This window comes from Mesorhizobium sp. B3-1-7 (genome assembly GCF_006439385.1).
Lineage (GTDB): Bacteria > Pseudomonadota > Alphaproteobacteria > Rhizobiales > Rhizobiaceae > Mesorhizobium.
On sequence record NZ_VFTL01000027.1, the window covers coordinates 46,835 to 64,692 of the forward strand.

Sequence of the window (17,858 nt, forward strand, 5' to 3'; positions counted from 1 at the left end):
GCATTCGCGTCGTGCAAAGTCGCTGCCGCTCGATGCCGAGATGTACAAATGGCGTCATCTGATCGAAAATTTCTTCTGCAAACTCAAGGAATTCAAGCGCATTGCCATGCGTGCCGACAAAACCGACCAGAGTTTCAGCGCCATCATCCTTTGTCGAAACCGGAGAGCGAGTTATTGCAGCACTTGCCGGCAGGATCGCTGAAACGGTACGGCCAGAGCGCGCCTGAGTTCAATTGCACAGGGCTTGCATACTGTGGGCGGAAGCTTTGCAAACCAACGGCACCTGCCGGACGACAGACTGTCCAGCACGCCGTCTCGGAGGCCTTGCAAAGACGCATGCTCTCCAAGGGGGTTTTCCTGGGGGGGACTGACGACGGTAGCCTCGAAGCCGTTCGTCACCGCACAGGGTTTTAGCGCGGGCTTGTTTTCCGCAGATCGGCAGCATCGCCGCGGCGTGCGCGAATGCCTGGGACCGAACTGTGGCCGCCTTCCGTTAATGCTTCTAAGGCAGGCCGTCGGCGGTGGTGTTCGGACGAGAACTGTGGTTCGCGCATCCGGGTAATTGCTTCATGGCAAAGTAGCAGCTAAGGCGAACCTCGCGCGGATTGGCGAGTGCCGAAGGGCCGGCACAGGCTGCGGGGTCAACCTGGCGTCTCCCGCTCCCGCACCTCTTCGATCTTGTCCAGGACGGCTTCGGGTGCCACGTGGCGCTTGAGCTCCTTCAGTTCGTCGTCACCTTTGGTATCTACATCCAGGCGCTTGGCTATCTCTTCCACCAACTTGATGAGCTTGGTCGCCTCATGTTCATTCAGCAGACTGACCCGCAGATCAAGGTCTGCCCTGGCCTTGTCCTCGGCCGCCATGCGTTCTGGTTGATCAGAATGAAGGTCGACAGAAAGATCGCGTCGACCGAGGCGAACATGGCCAGGATGAAAAGCGATGGATCAAACGGCTCGATGAAGATTGCGGCGCCGCGATTGAGTGCGGTCCAAGCCCCGAAGAAGACAAGGTGGAATATAGACGAACATCATGCTGCCGGCGAAGTTGCTGATCGCTACGGCCGTTCGTTGCACCAAGGATGCAGCCGCGGCGTCGCGTTCCGTCTCGCCACCAACGCCTCTATGTTCCGCGCCAAGGCAGGGCTGAGGCCTTCCGCCGCTGGGGTGGTTGGCGTGATTTAGCCCTTGCTGTTAGGGGCGGCCGGGGGACCCATTCTTGTCTCTCCCGTCTGGCCTGCCTAACTCCCTGTTGGGCAATTCGCTCCATTTTGATCGGCTTCGAACGCGCGCATCCACGTTCCTGTCCGCAATCCTGCCGCCGCATTGGCGCCACCGATCGTCATTCCCCTGCGTTGAGTTGGGTGCCTGCAGTCCCTATTTAACGGCCATGCCCGAGCGCCGAAAAATCGACCAGACCGCGAAGTTGGCTGGAGAGTGGCCTCTTTCCCCGGCGGCGACGCTTGGATCGTCGGTCCGGTCAAGAGGCATTTTCCTCGAGATGCGCGCGCGTCTTCCCTTGCCCTTGAGAACACTGCTCCACGTAGAATCCCGGGTGCTCACCTTGAGGCTGCCGGAGGGTTCTGACGCCGACGTTGAAGCGGCAGCGGCGATCGTGTCCAAGGCCATGCGGAATATCGAAGACCTCCCGGTAATCCCTCGAGAGGTCGAGGACATCCTTACCATCTCGTCCGGCGAGCGGCACCGTTGGCTGAAAGATGGTCGCTTGCAGAGCGTCGGGACCAGAACCATCAAACTACGCGGGCGCGCGAGAAAGATCACCTTCCACGTGTTCGATCCACGTCACGTTGAAGATCTGCTCGATCGCGATCTTGTCACCGTCTGGCGCGAAGAAGACGCGGCGAAGGCGGCCGAGAACCGGAGACGCGCCGCCGCAAAGGCAGCCCTGAAGCGCGCGCAAAAGAGAGGGCGCGAACGGGCAGGCTCAATCGACAGCAGTTGGGACGAGGATCCTCACCCCAAGCTGCGCGGTTGGGAAGATTTTGAGGGCGAAGGACTGCTGCGCTGACCGGCTCGTCGCGATCGTGCATGATCAGCGGGGCTTCCGCTGGTGGCCAATCACGAGGGCGGCTAGTTGCCTGGGCTGCGACGGGCGTCCGCCTCTGACGCCTTGTCGGCGGCATCGTTGATCGTGGCAATGTGACCTTGCTCGACTCCTACGTTCACTTTACAGTAGGGCTTACCGTGTTGCTGTTGGTCATTCCTCGTCTACTGGCCCGATGGCTGGGCGGCATGCCCTGGATCGAAGATCCGCAGAAACCATGGCTTGACCTCGCAGCGTGTGCCGGACGCAGCCACCTTTACGTTCTTCTCGTCGCGCTGCCGTTGAGCGGCTGGTATGCCGCCTCCCGGATCGGCGCGTCGGTCTCCTTTCTTGGGATCGATCTGCCGAGCTTGACGGCGTCGGTGCAGGGCGCGCCAGGAGAGATTGCCGATTTGCACGAACCGGCGGAACGCTGATCCTTTGGCTGGCAGGCCTGCATGCGCTGATCGCACTCTGGCATCAATTCGTTCTGAACGACCGGACGCTCGAACGAATGGATCCCATGGCGCCGTCTGATTGACCGAGGATCGTCGATAACTTCCGATTACCTATTTCTAGCCATGCATACGCCGGTGACCATCTATGAGATTGACGCGGGGCGAATTCCCCGCCGCTTCAATCTCACGCCGCGCTGCGTCGTGTGGGATCTTGAAGAGGTCGAAGAATGGCTGGAGTTGCGCCGTCAGGCCTCTATCGAGGCCGCGCCAAAATTGCGCCCGGGCCGGATGTCCATCGGCGCAGGAAACTGCTTTTGGACGTGTTAGTAAGGCACCGGCGCGCCTATGCCGGCCACGTCCCTGAACCGCAACCGTCGCGATGGTGATAGCCCCCAAAAGTCGCCACCTGACCATTCAGACCCACCGGAAGGCGCGCCTGAGCTCCTTCACTCCGTCTTTCTCATACCAGCGCCCATGAGCGATGATGATGCGTTCCGGCGCCCAGACAATCATCTGCCGAACCGCTTTCGCAGAGCCTGACTTGAGCGGAAGAAAGTCAATTGCATATCGATCGGAGCCTTGCCGTCGGGATCGGCGGCACCAGAAAGCCGCACAAGCAGGCGGAAGAACCAGCTGTGGATGCGGTTCAGTTCGAAGTTCTCAATGAGATCCGTCAGGATCAGCGTCTTCGACAGGCGATGGAAGAACACGGCCTCCGTCAGCACATCGCCTTTAATGACGAGAAGATCGATTTCGTCCGGCCAGGAAGACTGTCTATCCATCAACGCCTGGTCGACCTGGACCGGCCTCTTGGCCCGCTTTTCGAGGCCGGGAACGGCAAAGATCTTTGCTTCCGGCAATTGCGCCTTCCAGTCCGGTATCCACCAATAGTGCAATGAATTCGGTGCAACGAGGAAACGGATCGGTCCCAATGCTTCAAGCGCCGTACGCAGTTCGGGCGAGTACTCCACCGGCGAGTGAAGGATCAGGTCTCCGCCGCTCAGTCTAATCACTGTCATCCGGGTGGTGAATGGCAGTTTCAGCCCGATCGAGACGAGGGTGATTTCCGAACCGTCCACGATCCAAATGTCAGGGGCGACCGGTTTGAGCACATTGACCGGCGCGTAGGGTTCCAGGCTTGGTTCCTGATGAGGATCGCTGCTCATGGGGTCATCGGCCCAGATGTCGTAGCCGCCGAAGCGATTCTGCTAGCAATGGTTCCTGCCGCAGCATTTCGCGCAGGTGATCCGCGGCAAGCTTCTCCAGCAGGTGGCTGCCTTCGACGGTCATCGTCACAAGGACGCTGCGACGGTCGGTGGGAGCTTGCTTACGCTCGACCAGACCGGCGCTGACCAGACGGTCGACCAGTTGCACCGCGCCGTTCGGCTGCAGCAGCATATCGCGGGCGAGGTCCCGGATCATGATTGCCCGGTCCGGATGCACCCTGATTGCCAGCATCGCCTGATACTGCTGGGAGGTGACGCCGGCGGCGGTCAGCGTGGCCTCGCTGAAGGCGAGAAAGCGCCGCATCGCCCCGCGAAAACCGGCCAGTCCTTCATAGACGCTGTCGTCAAGAGCCGTGGATTCGACGGGATCGAAAGTGTCATCCGCGGGATCGATCGTTTGCGAGGCCACAACGTCCCTCCGGCCGCGACGGCGTGCCGCACGGTTTTCGTGTGCTGAATCGCCGAGTGCCGGTCGTTCGCGCTCTGCCACTCTTCTCAATCCCGTCATTTTATGTCATGGCATGACATATTCGATCGTAGCTGAAAAGGCCAGCAGATTTGGCTGACGTTTGTCGGCTGCAAAAGACGCGGCCCAGTTGCCGGCTGCCCATCGGCTTCGGGCGGGCGAACCCAATGACAAGGAACGGCATGTCTGCGCCAAGCAATTCGCAAAGTCCGATCAGGAAGCTTGAGACTTCCTATCCCGTCGAGGCGGCACCAGCCGACGAGCAAAGTCGGCGGCTGAACCTACTTTCTCTTTCGCTGCTCGCTTTGGGACTTGGCATCGTCACCGGGCTGGGCGCGGTGGTCTTTCGGGATCTGATCGGGCTGCTGCACAATCTGTTCTTCAACGGCACGCTGGCCATTGCCTACGACGCCAACGTTTTCACTGCGCCGAGTCGCTGGGGACCGTTCGTTATCCTGGCGCCCGTGGTTGGTGCGGTGATTGTCACCTTCCTCGTGTCCAACTTTGCACCGGAGGCAAAGGGCCACGGCGTACCCGAAGTGATGGACGCCATCTATTATAAGGAAGGGAACATCCGGCCGATCGTGGCTCTGGTGAAATCGCTTGCCTCGGCCGTCGCCATTGGCTCGGGGTCGTCGGTCGGGCGCGAGGGGCCGATTATCCAGATCGGCTCGGCGCTGGGCTCGACGCTTGGCCAGATCATAAACATGCCGGTCGGTCAGCGCATTGCCCTGGTCGCCTCCGGCGCCGGCGCCGGCATTGCAGCCACTTTTAACACGCCAATCGGCGGCGTAATGTTCGCCATCGAGCTGATGATGCCGGAAGTGAGCGTTAGTACTTTTCTGCCAGTGGCGATCGCGACCGGCACGGCAACTTTCGTCGGTCGCTGGTTCTTCGGCCAGCAGCCGGCCTTTCTCGTACCTCCCTTGCAGGCGTTGCCCGCCGATGCCAACGCCGTCATCCTACTGGTTCTCTATGCGGCTTTGGGTGCGATTATGGGCGTGGCGGCAGCGGGCTTCATCCGCGGCCTGCATCTGGCCGAGGACTGGTTCGACAAGCTTCCCGGCCGCTATACCCGTCATGTGATCGGCATGCTGGCGCTTGGTATGCTGATGTATGTGCTCTTCGTCACCCTCGGGCAGTACTATGTCGACGGCGTCGGTTACGCCACGATCGAAAGCATCCTGACGGGCCACACATCCATCGTCTGGCTGCTGGTCTTACTGTTCGTCTGCAAGATGGTGGCCACTTCCATCAGTCTTGGCGGGGGCTCGTCCGGCGGTATCTTCTCGCCTTCGCTGTTCATGGGTGCGACCCTTGGTGGGGGGTTCGCGGCGCTGCTGCAGGCGGTCGGTGTTCCCGTTCAGGTCAGCATTCCGGCCTTCGCCATGGTCGGCATGGGCGCCATGGTTGGTGGCGGTACCGGGGCGGTGATGACCGCCGTCACCATGACCTTCGAGATGACGCGCGAATACGACATCGTCATGCCGATGATCCTTGCGGTTGCCACCAGCGTCGGTGTGCGACGGCTGCTGTCCCGCGAGAACATCTACACGCTCAAGTTGGTGCGGCGTGGCCGCGCCATCCCCAAAGCGCTGCATGCTAACATGTTCCTTGTGCGTCATGCCCGCGAGGTCATGGACGCCGACATCATGGTTCTGCCGGCGGAGCAGGGCTTCGACGAATTCTTGCGCGAGCATGAGACGGAGGGACGCCTTCGCCACGTTGTGATCACCCGAGGCGATCAGATCTTTGGCGTCTTGCGCGTCAATACCGGGCTGCGGCGCGGTCTGGAAGGTGCGCGCACCGGCGTGACCCTCGGCGACATCGCCAGCCGGGACTTCACTGTCGTGGGCGAGGACGCGGTCGCCTCTGATGTCATCGAGCGAATATGGCGCAGGAATGCCTTCATGGCGGTAGTCGTGAGCGGACGCGGCATCCCGCGGGCTTCCGCTGTCGTCGGCGTCATCACACGCGAACATGTCGCCAATTCGGTGGCCGAGGGCATCCGCATATATCCGCGATAACAGTCGGCCCGAGCGAGCAAGCGATCTTGAGCACCCCAGATCCGACGGGCGCTGGAACAAAGAGTAGGACATTCCATGACCGAAGAAACGCCGCCGGCGGACGGTGGCGCGACTTACGCAAGCCGTGAATGTGACTTGCATTACTGACGATGTGCCGCAGGTCCGCAGCCGAAGAAATTTAAACCGCAATGGAATAGTTTCCGGCCCCGCTCGGTAGATGCAGCGTTGAGGGTGAGCTTCGACTGTGGCTGGCTGCCTCCAGAGGCCGCTGTCGGGACTGGGGAGCGAAGCAGGCATTGATGACACATGGCTATTCGACGCCTGCACTTCGGGAGGAAAGCGCTCCCATCTGGCCCAGCGGTTGCGTCCCTGACCGCTGGGCCGATCCCGAGCGGAGGCTGTGCAGAATGGTATGAGCGTGAACTTCGACGTCATACCCTATCTGGAAGATTTATGGCGTTACGCGCGGGTGCTTACGCGCGATGACTCGGATGCTGACGATCTGGTTCAAGAGGCGCTTGTCCGTGCGTTGTCATTGGCCAAGTCCTACGATACTTCGCGTCCGCTGCTGCCCTGGCTGATCGCTATCGTCCGGAATACTTTTTTGTCCGGCGCAAGCCGCATGGCGGCCGACCGTCAGCGCCTGGCCTCTTACGCCGATCTGTCGGATCGCACGTCGCCGCCAGCGCAGGAGCATTGCGCCGAACTGGCCGACGTAGGACGGGCACTTTCTGGCATGCCAGCGGAACAGGCGGAAATTCTTCATGTGGTCGGCGTGCTGGGCTTCACCTATTCGGAAGCTGCCGACTTGCTGGGTGTGCCCGCCGGGACAGTCATGTCCCGCTTGAGCAGGGCCCGCGTCGCCTTGAAACAAAGCGTGGAGAATGCAACGGGTCAGGCATCGGGTTCCTTGAAAATAGTGGGAGGCCGTGATGTGGCCGAATAGCCGGATTTCAGACGAAGAGATCAACCGGTTCCTCGACGGCGAACTCTTGCCGACGCAGCGATCCGACCTGCAAGCGCGGCTCGCGCAGGAGCCGGAGCGGGCGGCCGAAGTGTTTGCACACGCTCAGCGCATGGAAGCTTTGCGCAATGCTCAACCGCGGCGAACCCTTCCACCGCGCGCGACTTTAGAAAAGGCAAAACAGTTGGAGCGAATGTTCCGCCAAAAGAAGCTAATAGCTGTCCTAAAGCTGCAGGTCGCTGCTGTCGCTCTCATTGCGGTGGGGTGGTCGGCCAACTCACTGACCGTACCGCTTCGCCAGGGCGGCAAGACGGCTGATGAAAGCTTCATCCTGGCCGCGAGAGACGCCTTGAAAGTTGCGCAGCTCAATGCAGGTCCGAACAGGGGTAACGAGCCGAAGCAGGACAAGATTGAACGGCTGGTCGGTGCAGTCAACGTCAGCATGCCAACCTTGCCTTCGGGGTGGGTGGTGAAGGACGTACAGGTGCAGCCCTGGAACGGGCAGCAAAGTCTTGTAGTGACAGCCGACACGCCCAGCGTCGGCCGGATCACGCTCGTCGCGGCTCCAATGAACGGCGAGGACGCCGTTCCTCCAACCCCTGCCACTGACGGCAGGGTTCCGACAGTCTACTGGCAATCGGGAGGCACGGCTTACGCCTTGATGGGCTCCGCCGCGCCGGACCGGCTCGAAGTGGAAGCAAAGCAGATCGAAGTCGCTACGCGCAGAAACGTTGCGCCGAAGACAAAGGGCTAGTCAGCGCCGATGCTATCAGAAGGAAAGCGAATGCACTCCAGTTGCGGCCGACGGCACCCGGCGTCATTCTCGTGTCGCCGGAGCGGGTTCGATTGGCCCTGCGGCCGATCGAGCGCCGCCCGCCCGCAGACAGAGAGCCCGGCATCGTGAACGTCCTGTCGTTCGAAAGGCGGTATTTTCCGTCCAACTGCCCGGTTTGCGCTGGGATGGCCCTGGAGGCCGAGGTTTCCCTTCGCAAGGTCGAATTCCAATGTGCATCTTGCGGCGCGTTCGAGATCACTTCCGCGGCACGCTCAGCAATGAGAGGACTCTCGCAGGAAAACCGTGAAGTTTGGTTGTCGCAAGCCAGGCAGCAGGGCTTCACGATCCCTGTGGTTGCCTGCGCAAATGAAATGCTTCGAAGAGCCGATCGCTCAGGTGAATAAGGCTAGGCTTCAGGAAAGTGCGACCGCGCGGGCACTTCCTGACGGCCCGGCATCCGGCTGGGGTGGTCCCTCTTGGCGCGAGTTACCAGGCGTTCCTGTCCCTAATCGTCAGACGGCCATGATGCGTAAGTTGGAAGAAGACGAAGAAATAGGTCTCATCGGTTATCCCGGCGACGGCGAGTATATCGCGGTCTTAGGCGATCGTGAGCGCCGGAATTGGCTACTCGGTGGTGAGTTTTGCGCCCTGGATGGGGCTGACCTTGCCGATCAAGCAGCGGTCTACCCAAGGGATCTCGCCTTGTCCTGGTGACGCTAAGAGACAACTGGATCGTCGCAACTGGGGACTACGACCCGGCTGAGGTCGGCCACAACCCTAACTGATGACCGCGAGGAACGTTTTGCCTGCAGGGAATAAGGATTCTAGCGAGAAACAAAGGCTCGCCGATCTAGAGGCCGCTGCGATGCTGCGCACGTCCAACACCATGATTTTGGATGCCAGCACTGAAATAGCAATCTCGGCTGCCGCCGCTATGATGAACTTGACCCGGTTGGAGATCATTCGCCTCGCAATTCGCGAATGGCTGACGGCGCGCGAAAACGCGCGATTTCCGACCGAAGGACACGCATCACATCAATCTCTGGCGCCTGAGCGTTCGGACGTCCCTGATTAGATTCTTCAACCAGCGCTGGGCCAGCCAATGCTTCACAGACACGCTAATGGCAGGTCCGCCCTGGACCTCTACGAGCCAATCAACGTTCTGAAGCCTGTGGCTTCCGACCTCTGGATTGTCGATGGATCAGAAATCAGGTTCGGGCTGGGCTGGCTGAAATTCCCGTTTTCAACGCGCATGACGATCTTTCGGCTACGAAGCGGGGAATTGGTCCTGCATTCACCGGTGGCGTATTCCCCCGGGCTTCGATCGGCCATCGAGATATTGGGACCAATTCGCTACCTGATTGCGCCGAACTCACTCCACTATTGGTGGGTGCCCGACTGGAAAGCCGCCGTCCCCGCGGCAAAGGTTCTGGCTGTCCGCGGGCTGAGACGTCGAGCGAAGCGTCGTTTTGATGTCGACACGCTGCTGGTAGGTCGTAATTCGCCCTGGCCCGATGACATAGACCTACTGGTGGTGCGCGGCGATATGCTAACGGAGGCGGTTCTGTTTCACCGCCGCACTCGAACATTAATCCTCACTGACCTGATCGAGAACTTTGAGCCAAGTCGGATTCATAACTGGCTTTTCCGATTTCTCTTGAAACTTGCCGGCGCTGCAGATCCCGACGGCGAAGGCCCCCGTCGACATGCGGTTGAGCTTTTTTGGGCGCCGTACAGCGCTCCGATTGGCGGTTCGTCAGATGCTCGACTGGGATCCGGAACGCGTTATCGTCTCGCACGGACGATGGTATGAGAAAGACGGGGTTTCCGAGCTGCGGCGGGCATTTCGATGGGTGTTGTGAGTACCTCGCTGCCTCGCAAGCCTAACGCCCTTTTGAATTGCCCGCAGATAACAGCCCCTAGGGTCAGGACTCATAACCAGTAGCCGACAATTGCCGTAAGTGAGACGGAAGCTCGTTGCCGATCGATCGCAACGCGTGGCAATGCGGCGGAAATGTTTAGGCCGCACAACCATCCGCTCAATGGTGTCACAATTGCTGACGAGATACCGTTTGCCTCCATGCCTTCTTTGGATCACTGTCCCTAAGTCGGGCAAAGGCGTTGCCCGGATGGTGGACTCAGGGGGGAGCGCAATGACCAACGTCTTCACTACTGTTGTCGGCATAGAAATCCCGATTGTCCAGGCGGCAATGGGTGGAGCTACGTCTCCGCAATTCGCGGCCGCGGTTAGCAATGCAGGCGGGCTCGGGATGCTCGCCCTCGGCTGGAGTCCGCCCGAAGCGGTACGCGCAGAAATTCGGGCTACTAAGGCCCTGACTGAACGGCCATTCGGCGTCAATCTCGTGTTGACTTATCCGCAGGAAGAGCGCCTCGCGATCTGCTTAGAAGAAGGCGTGCCGGTGGTCTCATTTTTCTGGGGTCAGGCAGGCTCGCTGACGGCTGCGGCGCATCGTGGCGGTGCAAAGGTGCTGCATACGGCAGGAAGCGCCGATCAGGCTCGGATATCAGCCGAGGATGGTGCGGACGCAATCGTTGCGCAAGGCTGGGAAGCGGGTGGCCACGTTTACGGTAGGGTTGCCACGATGGCGTTGGTTCCGGCAGTTGTTGACCAGGTCGCGCCGGTTCCCGTTCTTGCCGCCGGTGGCATTGCGGATGGACGCGGTTTAGCTGCGGCGATGGCACTTGGTGCCGCGGGCGCCTGGATCGGTACCCGCTTTCTCGCGAGCATCGAAGCTCCAATTCATCCGCGCTATCGCGACCGCATCCTCGCAGCCAAGGAGACGGACACAGAATACGGGACTGTTTTCAATGTCGGGTGGCCCGACGCTCCACACCGTAGCCTCCGCAACAAAACAATTGAAGCTTGGGAGGCAGCCGGACGCCCGCTGGCAGGTGGGCGTCCCAACGAAGGCGCGGTCGTCGCCATATGGTGATGTGATTACATATCAATCTCACACGCCGGGATCGGGGGACGACGGCGATATTGACGCCCTTGCCTTATGGTCGGGCCAAGGCGTCAGCCTCGTCCATCACCTCCAGCCGGCCGCCGAGATTGTCCGCGAAATAAGGGACGAGGCGCGGGCAATACTCGCACGGCTTGGGAATGATCCAACCTTCTAAAGCCCGCAACGCCAGGGCTCATTGATCGAGCCAGAAGATGACGGCGGCTGCGATGCAGATAGCCGAGAAGAAGGTATGGGCACATCGGTCGTAGCGGGTGGTGATGCGCCGCCAATCCTTGAGTTTGGCGAACAGGTGCTCGACCTTGTGGCGCAGGCGGTAGAGCGCCGCATCGTAGGCGTATGGGACTTTGCGGCTCCGGCTGGACGGGATGCACGGCTCGATGCCCCTGGCTTCGAGTTCCTCGCGGAACCAAGCGCTGTCGTAGCCGCGCTCAGCGATTAGATGAGAGGCTGGCGGCAAAGCGTCGAGCACTAGACGGGCGCCCTTGTGGTCGCTCATCTGGCCTTCCGACAGGAGCAGGATGAGCGGCCGTCCATCACCGTCGCACACGGTGTGGAGCTTCGAGTTCAGCCCGCCCTTGGGGCGTCCGATACGACGTGTAACATCCCCCTTTTTAAGCAGGCTCGCCGCCGTGCGATGAGCCTTCAGATGCGTCGCATCGATCATGATGCGCTCGGATTTCGGTCCTTCCCCGGCAAGGCCGGCGAAGATGCGGTCGAACACCCCCATCGGACTCCAGCGGATGAAGCGATTATAGAGCGTCTTGTGCGGGCCGTAGCCGGCCGGCGCATCCTTCCACTGCAGCCCGTTGCGGATCACGTAGATGATGCCGCTCACCACCCGCCGGTCATCGACCCGGGGAACTCCGTGCGACAGCGGGAAGAACGGCAATATCCGCGCCATCTGGCGCTCGCTCAGCAAAAACAAGTCACCCATTACGGCCTCCTCGGAAACCGTGAAACACATCTCAAACTAAATTAATAGGTCCTGAGCCTAGGCTCCGGCCATGGACAAACGGTAAAGATCGCACTCTTGATTGTGGTGCTGCTTTGGCAATTGCCATCCATCTCGTCCGTGTGCTTTTCGAACCACCTGATTGGGGAGGGCGGCTCTGAAGCCACTAAATCGCCTTGACGGCGTCCCGATACCGCCCGTCGCTTCCTGATTGCCTCGGCATGAATATCCGGGAATTGCATGTGGCTCATGCGAAATCAGGCGAGCCGTCCCGTAGCCCAGCATCGCCGCACACATCAGCGCAATCACGTTATCGTGGTTTCCGGTCCTCTCCAGGATGATGACGAAGGCTGTCATCGACGCCGGCGAAGTAGCCGGCCATACCAAGCATGGCGAAGCTGGTGCTTGCGCCGAGGATGAGGCCAAGCGTGCTTCCCAGGTCGGCGCCCACGGCCAGCGACGGCGCGCGAAGATACCCTCTGGATGCCCGACACAATCGACAGCGGACCGGCCGCGAACTTCTCCACGAAGAAGAACCTTCGGAACGGGCTATATCCAGGCGCGCGGTGCGATCGGAGGCACTCCGCTGCCGCCGTTCTGCTCAAGTGACTGCTGCACGGTTTGCGCCAATGCATTAGGTGCCACGGCCGACGTCCCACAAGTTCGGGCCTGTCGCGCAATTGTGGGATTCCGCCAGAGACGCATCTCCTCCGCACACTTCCCAATGCGTGGCAGGGCCATTACGCCAAAACCGAAGGTGGAGGAGATTCTCACCCAGGCGCAGGTCCCTTAAGGTCATTTCTGGCATCCAATCGGGCAGCCTCGGGTCGATGTACAACTTGCCGTTGGGCGCGTCTGCTCGCATCCCAACGATCGCCTGCAAAAAGGAAAAGCATGAGCCCGCGGCCCATGCCTGCGGAACGTTTGCCCGCTTGTATTGCACTGGAAAAGTCGTCGGCGTCCGCGTCGACCCGGCGTAGAGTTCGGGCATGCGATGCTGCATGAAGTAGCTCGCCGCACCGCTCACATCTCCGGCGATACAAGCAGCTTCTTTGAAGAATCCGTAGCGCCGAAACCCGAGCGCGATCAGCCCATTGTCATGGGGCCAGACGGAGCCTCTTTGATACGAATGCGGATTGTAGGCTCGATGATCGGCCGAGAGTGTCCGGATGCCCCAGCCGCTCCACATGTCGGGCATCATGAGCCTCTTCACCACGCTGGCGGCTCGCTCCGGTGCGACAATACCGGACCAAAGACAATGGCCAGGGTTGGATGCGACGCTCAGAACCGGCTTCTTGTTCCCATCCAACGCAAACGCATAGAAGCCCGACGCCTGATCCCAGAACACGTCGTTGAACCGTTCGAACAGCGTTTTGGCTTTGGCCCTAAGTTGCCCGGCACGATCACCATCGCCTCTGGCATCGTAGATTTCAGCCATTCGCTGCCAGGCATCGTAGACATAGCCCTGCAGCTCGCAAAGGGCCTTCGGTCCCTTGACCGGTGTGCCGTCGGGATAGACGACGGCGTCGTCGGCGTCCTTCCAGCTCTGGTTCTCATAGCCTGCGTTTGAGCGAGTTTCGTATTCCTGGAACCCGTCACCGTCGCGATCGCCATAGCGATCGATCCAGTCCAGGCACTTCTCGGCGGTGTCGATGTGCCGCTCGATCAAACTTGCGTCCCCGGTACAGCGCCAGGCGTTGTGAAGCGCGACCAAATAGAGGGGCGTCGCATCGGCGGTGCCATAGTAGGGCGTATGCGGAATGAGATTGAAATGAGCGAGTTCGCCTGTACGAAGCTCGTGCATGATCTTTCCGGGCTCGGCGTCGCGATAGTCATCATGTGAGGTGGCTTGAAACCGAGCAAGGACATCGAGGGCGCCTCGCGCGAAATCGGGATAGATCAAGGAATTCTGGAGCGAGACAATCAGACTGTCGCGGCCGAATAGCCCGATGAACCAAGGCAAACCGGCGGCCGGAACATACTCGAGCTGGTCCGTGCCTTCGATCGGCAGTCGAAGTGCCGCCATATCTTCGATCGCCTGATTGTAGAGCTGCTGGAATTCGCCATTCGACGTGCTGAGCTTGCATACCATGCTGCGCCAAGCGGAGACCCGTTTTGCGGCCTTCGAACTCAAGCAGTCGTCGACGCAGACGCGCGAGGCCCGAGACGTCTTTTGGCCCTGTTCGAAGTCGTAGAGCAGGCAGGCGTGCCAGCTAGCGCCAGGATCAAGCCTGATGTCGAACGATATCCTCCCATTCGCATAGACAGGTTTTGTGGGTGTTCTGTCCACCGTTATGGTGATGGCCCGCCTGAAATCCCGATTGACGTACGACGTGCGAAGGCGCGCGCTTGCAGGCGTCCATTTCGTGGTGATACGACCACGGCGAACAACTGAGTCGGCCTCCACCTCGAAGAGGTCGGCGAAGTCACAACGGATGCCGACCTCCAGATTGAATTCAACCGCCTCCGATCCGTGGTTCACCAGGTCAAAATCCTCATGCAGCCCTCCGTGACCCAGGGCGCGACCGATAAGCAACCCCAGGTTGCCACCCTCCACCGGACCGGTTTCGGTCTCGAAGAGCCGGTTTACGAGATAGATCTTGGCGGCGAAGTGGGCGATGTTCCCGGAGTTGAGCAGATCCCAGGGTTCTCCATTCGCATAGATCTGCCAACTGGAGACGACGCGTGTATCGGAGGCGTATAGACCTTGGTGTGTTGGCCAGGTGATTTGGCCATCCTGATCTGTGACCAGGAAGCCGAGGCCCTCGTTGATTGCCAATCGCGGCGGTCCGATCGCAATTTCAAGGGTCATGCCGGAGGTGCCTTATCTGTCGTTGGTCGCAGTCGCCCGCCATTGATCCGGAAAGAAATTGGGCAAGCGGGTGGCATGCCGTCACGGTTGAAAGCTCAAGGCCCGGTTTCTCGCGCCGGCGAGAATATATCCGGAGCCGGATTGCCAATTTCCCGGGCAAGAACAACGGTTCCGAGCAGGGCAGGGACCGCGAGGGTCTCGTCTGGCACTCTGTCCATCAGTGGTCGCTACGCGACCTTTTCGAGCTCCGCCGAGAGTTGCTCGGGATTAATCACGCCCTGCCTGAAAAGGCTCATCACCTTGAGTGCGATCCGCTCGCGGTCAGAATCGGCGACGACCCGGTGCGCGGCGCAATAGTCGTCGAACGCTTTTCTCAAAATAGCGAGTTCCACGGGATCAACCACACCGTACGGTGACATGCCTGCCTCCCTAGTGCCGGGCGAACGCATGATAGCCGCTTCCAAGCGTCCGCTTGCCTTTGTTTGGTACGGGCGACAAATGGACCTTGTGCCCCAAATGTGCCAGGGAGCCGCTGTCGACGGTAAAGACGAACAGGAAGGCACAAATCACCAAATCAAATTCGCGTTTGGCCCCATGTTTCAGCCGCACGCTGACGCAGTCTGACTTTTCCTCGAATCCGGCGATCTCATCGCCGAAAATGATCTCGGTTGTGTCTTTGATCTTTTCGAACAGCAAGCGAGAGAGATCGCTGCGTGCGAGGATCACATAGCGGCCGTTTGTCAACTCGCCGAAGACGTCCGTGCCAAAGCCTGTGACGCGCTTTCCGCTATCGTTCACGATGCGCATTTCGCGCACATGATATCCCACGCGATTGATGTCTGCCCCCAGGCCCATCCTCTCTGCGATCCAATAGCCAAGACCCCAAAAATCGATGACATAACTCCCGGCGCGCAATTGAGGCGCCTGCTCGATCAGCGTTGGCCGGAATCCGGCGGCCGCGAGCCAAAAAGGCAAGAGCCGGCCCCGCAATCCCCCGCCCGAAATCAATACCGTTCGATCGACCATCCTGAGCCACCACTTCAAAGCACTTCACCGGGGTAGACACCCCACAGGCCGACTTGTTTCATAAAGCCGGTTGATGGACCTGACGCCACCGCGCACCACTGCCCGTCGCACCGGGTCAGCTTGACCTCGACGCGAGGTTCGAGCCAGGCAGCGATGGAGCTATCCGTTGCCGGCTTCGCGTACAGGGCAATGTGATCCCTTGACCAAGGGGCGACGATGCCGGTCCTGCGCCCTGACAGGAGTGAACCGTAGATCCACCCGCTGGTTCCGTCCCAATCCCTTACCCGGCGCCAATTGCCGTACTCCTGATAAATCTCCAAGGGCATACCCCGTCGTTTGAAGACCCATTCAATGTTATACCCAGTGCCCGGCCCGACACGCAGATTAGCGGACGAAGCTTTCAGCGAGACGAAGCGAGGCAGAGGAAGGGGGCCAGCTTCTGCTCGGAGCCCCGTCGTCCTGGCGGATGCCGCAACCAACGCAATCGTAAGAGCGAAACGGACGAGTGCGTTGCACAACTGACGTCTGACCTGCCGCCGGACCGCTAAGAAACCGAACGGTGCTCCAAGCTCGATCATGGGCAATCTTGGCCTATTCGACGAGCATGTGCGCCTCTCGGGCCGCGTCGATCAATGCGTTCCTGGCAACGTCAGCCGCAATACCGCCATTCATGGCCTGGCGGCAGGCGCGTAGCGCCGCCAGATGCTTCTGACTTCCTGCACTGCGCCAGTGCTTGCTAAGCAGGTCGACTGCCTGATTGGCGTTGGAAAGGTTCTTGATCTCGCCGGATATTCCGGTGGCGACTGGCACCGGCCTTGAAAACCACGCTTCATACATTGCTATGCCTCCATCGTGATGGCCGCCCAGCAAAACATTCGCGCCGCCGGGCGAAAATCAAGGATCGGCGATTAGCTCTTGGTGCTGTCCTGAGCTACGCTGTTCGGCGGGATGGTGTCCATCGCGGCCAATTTGTCCGCACACAGATCCGCGGCGCCCGGCACATCCTTCTTCATACCGGCCAGTTTCACCCACCCGCCATCGCTGATGAAACTATCTCTTTGGTATGAGGAGGTTCCCTTGAGCTTAGCCAGATTATCGCTGGCGTTCGACGCTGTGATGAACTTCTCGACACAGAGATTAGCCGCCAGTTCGGCCTTGGCCTTGATGGCGGAGGTCTTCGCCATTTCCGATGCCGTTCCGGCCGTCGTCCAACCGCCGGCTGTGAAGCCGACGATCATCGTCAGCACCGCAGCACCCACTACCGACCAAAACCAGAGTGTCTTGGACGGTTGGTATTCGTCGAAGCGTTGCGATAGTGTTTGATCGTTTGCCATGGTTTCCTCCTTTTGAGATACGCTCATTGTTTCCGGTTGATTTCCGCCGCCCCAACCGACAATGGCCGGAAATCGACCGATCGATCGACATGATGAGGCCTCTCCGCAGGGGCGACCCAGGTCAGGAGACAGGGCAGGGGAATGCTGGGGCCGATTGGCAGAACTTTCGGTCGCGAGCACGCCGGCGCAGGTCCTCGAACGCTCACGCTCGTCCCCCGTACTCTAGCGCCTGTGACGATATGCTGGAGCGTTCGGAAATTTTCCAAAATAGTGAGTGCGGACAAACTTCACCTCGATGCCGCATATACCGAGCCCGCGACTGAACTATTCCAGGCCAGTCGCGATTATGTGAAGTGGAGTTAGGCTGGCGTGATCAGTTGACTGGAATTTGGCAGCTTTCGCGGCCGAACCGGCGATGCGGTCGGACGCTAGTGCCTCGCGCTTTGGGGGCAAGCGATGGAAAGGCATTTCCTGGAACGCCGCCGCTGAAAACTCCTCGTGCGGAGACCGATGGTTGCACAATTGGGATCCCAGGATAACTCGTGAAACACTTTATATTTAGTCGCTCAGAAATCACTCCTGCCCGCGCTCCCGCCAATGATAGGCTTGGCGGATTTTTGAAACCTCAGCCGTTGCCCTCGTCAAAGCTACGGCGAGTAGCCATCGGTGAGTGGCCATTTTGTCCTTGGGCACCGGCAGCTACAGCTCCGACTTTGCAGTAGTCATTGGGGCTCTTGCTCAGCTCGTGAAATCAATTTCACAGATCGCCTTTGGCGGTCACGTCGCTACCG

General features: G+C 60.0%; 21 protein-coding genes and 3 pseudogenes. 11 read left to right on the forward strand and 13 right to left on the reverse strand.

Translation table 11 applies throughout. The annotated features are described in order from the left end of the window. Positions 1-22: 22 nt before the first annotated feature. Positions 23-202: pseudogene (locus tag FJ417_RS21840) on the forward strand (hypothetical protein); the annotation flags it as partial. A gap of 439 nt (positions 203-641) precedes the next feature. On the opposite strand, the gene FJ417_RS33950 reads toward FJ417_RS21840, so the two are convergent. Continuing rightward, positions 642-863 carry a hypothetical protein gene (locus FJ417_RS33950; RefSeq protein WP_348639947.1) on the reverse strand — a complete coding sequence of 74 codons (222 nt, stop codon included), beginning with the start codon at positions 861-863 and terminating at the stop codon, positions 642-644. Next, positions 809-1,018, reverse strand: coding sequence for a DUF1003 domain-containing protein (locus FJ417_RS33955; protein WP_348639950.1), 210 nt, complete (start codon positions 1,016-1,018; stop codon positions 809-811). The genes FJ417_RS33950 and FJ417_RS33955 overlap by 55 nt, the downstream gene beginning before the upstream one ends. A gap of 368 nt (positions 1,019-1,386) precedes the next feature. Here FJ417_RS33955 and FJ417_RS21855 point away from each other — a divergent pair, with 368 nt between their 5' ends. From FJ417_RS21855 to FJ417_RS21865, 3 genes are all read left to right on the forward strand, one after another. Next, positions 1,387-2,025 carry a hypothetical protein gene (locus tag FJ417_RS21855; protein ID WP_140784875.1) on the forward strand — a complete coding sequence of 213 codons (639 nt, stop codon included), beginning with the start codon at positions 1,387-1,389 and terminating at the stop codon, positions 2,023-2,025. A 137-nt stretch (positions 2,026-2,162) separates the two neighbouring features. Continuing rightward, positions 2,163-2,477 (forward strand): hypothetical protein, encoded by a 315-nt coding sequence (locus FJ417_RS21860; RefSeq protein WP_140784876.1) that lies wholly within the window; start codon positions 2,163-2,165, stop codon positions 2,475-2,477. A 156-nt stretch (positions 2,478-2,633) separates the two neighbouring features. Further along, positions 2,634-2,825: an AlpA family phage regulatory protein gene (locus FJ417_RS21865; RefSeq protein ID WP_246687509.1), complete on the forward strand. Its 192-nt coding sequence runs from the start codon at positions 2,634-2,636 to the stop codon at positions 2,823-2,825. Between the two features lie 182 nt (positions 2,826-3,007). Here the strand turns inward: FJ417_RS21865 and FJ417_RS21870 are convergent, their stop codons facing one another. Both FJ417_RS21870 and FJ417_RS21875 read right to left on the reverse strand, forming a co-directional pair. After that, positions 3,008-3,664, reverse strand: a complete 657-nt coding sequence (locus FJ417_RS21870; protein WP_246687510.1) for a DUF4336 domain-containing protein — start codon at positions 3,662-3,664, stop codon at positions 3,008-3,010. Positions 3,665-3,668: 4 nt separating this feature from the next. Beyond that, positions 3,669-4,133 carry a MarR family transcriptional regulator gene (locus tag FJ417_RS21875; RefSeq protein ID WP_246682887.1) on the reverse strand — a complete coding sequence of 155 codons (465 nt, stop codon included), beginning with the start codon at positions 4,131-4,133 and terminating at the stop codon, positions 3,669-3,671. 224 nt (positions 4,134-4,357) lie between these two features. Between FJ417_RS21875 and FJ417_RS21880 the strand changes: the two genes are divergently transcribed. The 6 genes from FJ417_RS21880 to FJ417_RS21905 all read left to right on the forward strand — a co-directional run bounded on the left by FJ417_RS21880 (position 4,358) and on the right by FJ417_RS21905 (position 9,769). After that, positions 4,358-6,217, forward strand: a complete 1,860-nt coding sequence (locus FJ417_RS21880; RefSeq protein WP_246682886.1) for a chloride channel protein — start codon at positions 4,358-4,360, stop codon at positions 6,215-6,217. A 412-nt stretch (positions 6,218-6,629) separates the two neighbouring features. After that, on the forward strand, positions 6,630-7,163 hold the full coding sequence (locus FJ417_RS21885; RefSeq protein WP_140784878.1) for a sigma-70 family RNA polymerase sigma factor: 534 nt from the start codon (positions 6,630-6,632) through the stop codon (positions 7,161-7,163). Beyond that, positions 7,150-7,935, forward strand: a complete 786-nt coding sequence (locus FJ417_RS21890) for a hypothetical protein (protein ID WP_140784879.1) — start codon at positions 7,150-7,152, stop codon at positions 7,933-7,935. The genes FJ417_RS21885 and FJ417_RS21890 overlap by 14 nt, the downstream gene beginning before the upstream one ends. Before the next feature lie 543 nt (positions 7,936-8,478). Then, a complete protein-coding gene (locus FJ417_RS21895; protein ID WP_140784880.1) occupies positions 8,479-8,670 on the forward strand; it encodes a hypothetical protein in 192 nt (63 codons plus the stop codon). A gap of 151 nt (positions 8,671-8,821) precedes the next feature. Then, the gene (locus FJ417_RS21900; protein ID WP_140784881.1) at positions 8,822-9,031 is read left to right on the forward strand and encodes a hypothetical protein; all 210 of its coding nucleotides are present in this window, start codon (positions 8,822-8,824) and stop codon (positions 9,029-9,031) included. Between the two features lie 27 nt (positions 9,032-9,058). Then, on the forward strand, positions 9,059-9,769 hold the full coding sequence (locus FJ417_RS21905; RefSeq protein ID WP_246687511.1) for a DUF4336 domain-containing protein: 711 nt from the start codon (positions 9,059-9,061) through the stop codon (positions 9,767-9,769). Between the two features lie 119 nt (positions 9,770-9,888). On the opposite strand, the pseudogene FJ417_RS33610 reads toward FJ417_RS21905, so the two are convergent. Then, a pseudogene (locus FJ417_RS33610) lies at positions 9,889-10,024 on the reverse strand (IS5/IS1182 family transposase); the annotation flags it as partial. 85 nt (positions 10,025-10,109) lie between these two features. Here FJ417_RS33610 and FJ417_RS21910 point away from each other — a divergent pair. After that, positions 10,110-10,910 carry a nitronate monooxygenase gene (locus tag FJ417_RS21910; RefSeq protein WP_210240663.1) on the forward strand — a complete coding sequence of 267 codons (801 nt, stop codon included), beginning with the start codon at positions 10,110-10,112 and terminating at the stop codon, positions 10,908-10,910. Between the two features lie 205 nt (positions 10,911-11,115). On the opposite strand, the gene FJ417_RS21915 is transcribed toward FJ417_RS21910, so the two are convergent. From FJ417_RS21915 to FJ417_RS21950, 8 genes and pseudogenes are all read right to left on the reverse strand, one after another. Next, complete coding sequence (locus tag FJ417_RS21915) at positions 11,116-11,877, reverse strand: IS5 family transposase (RefSeq protein WP_140784882.1); 762 nt, start codon at positions 11,875-11,877, stop codon at positions 11,116-11,118. A 212-nt stretch (positions 11,878-12,089) separates the two neighbouring features. Next, positions 12,090-12,431 (reverse strand): annotated as a pseudogene (locus FJ417_RS21920) (chloride channel protein); the annotation flags it as partial. 98 nt (positions 12,432-12,529) lie between these two features. Next, entirely contained in the window at positions 12,530-14,707 is a 2,178-nt protein-coding gene (locus FJ417_RS21925; protein ID WP_140784883.1) for a glycogen debranching N-terminal domain-containing protein, read from the reverse strand. Between the two features lie 227 nt (positions 14,708-14,934). Further along, complete coding sequence (locus FJ417_RS21930) at positions 14,935-15,126, reverse strand: hypothetical protein (RefSeq protein WP_140784884.1); 192 nt, start codon at positions 15,124-15,126, stop codon at positions 14,935-14,937. Positions 15,127-15,136: 10 nt separating this feature from the next. After that, entirely contained in the window at positions 15,137-15,733 is a 597-nt protein-coding gene (locus FJ417_RS21935) for a hypothetical protein (protein ID WP_140784885.1), read from the reverse strand. Between the two features lie 14 nt (positions 15,734-15,747). Next, positions 15,748-16,311, reverse strand: a complete 564-nt coding sequence (locus FJ417_RS21940) for an SH3 domain-containing protein (protein ID WP_140784886.1) — start codon at positions 16,309-16,311, stop codon at positions 15,748-15,750. 13 nt (positions 16,312-16,324) lie between these two features. After that, positions 16,325-16,570 (reverse strand): DUF982 domain-containing protein, encoded by a 246-nt coding sequence (locus FJ417_RS21945; RefSeq protein ID WP_140784887.1) that lies wholly within the window; start codon positions 16,568-16,570, stop codon positions 16,325-16,327. A 71-nt stretch (positions 16,571-16,641) separates the two neighbouring features. After that, positions 16,642-17,067 carry a hypothetical protein gene (locus FJ417_RS21950; RefSeq protein WP_140784888.1) on the reverse strand — a complete coding sequence of 142 codons (426 nt, stop codon included), beginning with the start codon at positions 17,065-17,067 and terminating at the stop codon, positions 16,642-16,644. Positions 17,068-17,858: the final 791 nt, after the last annotated feature.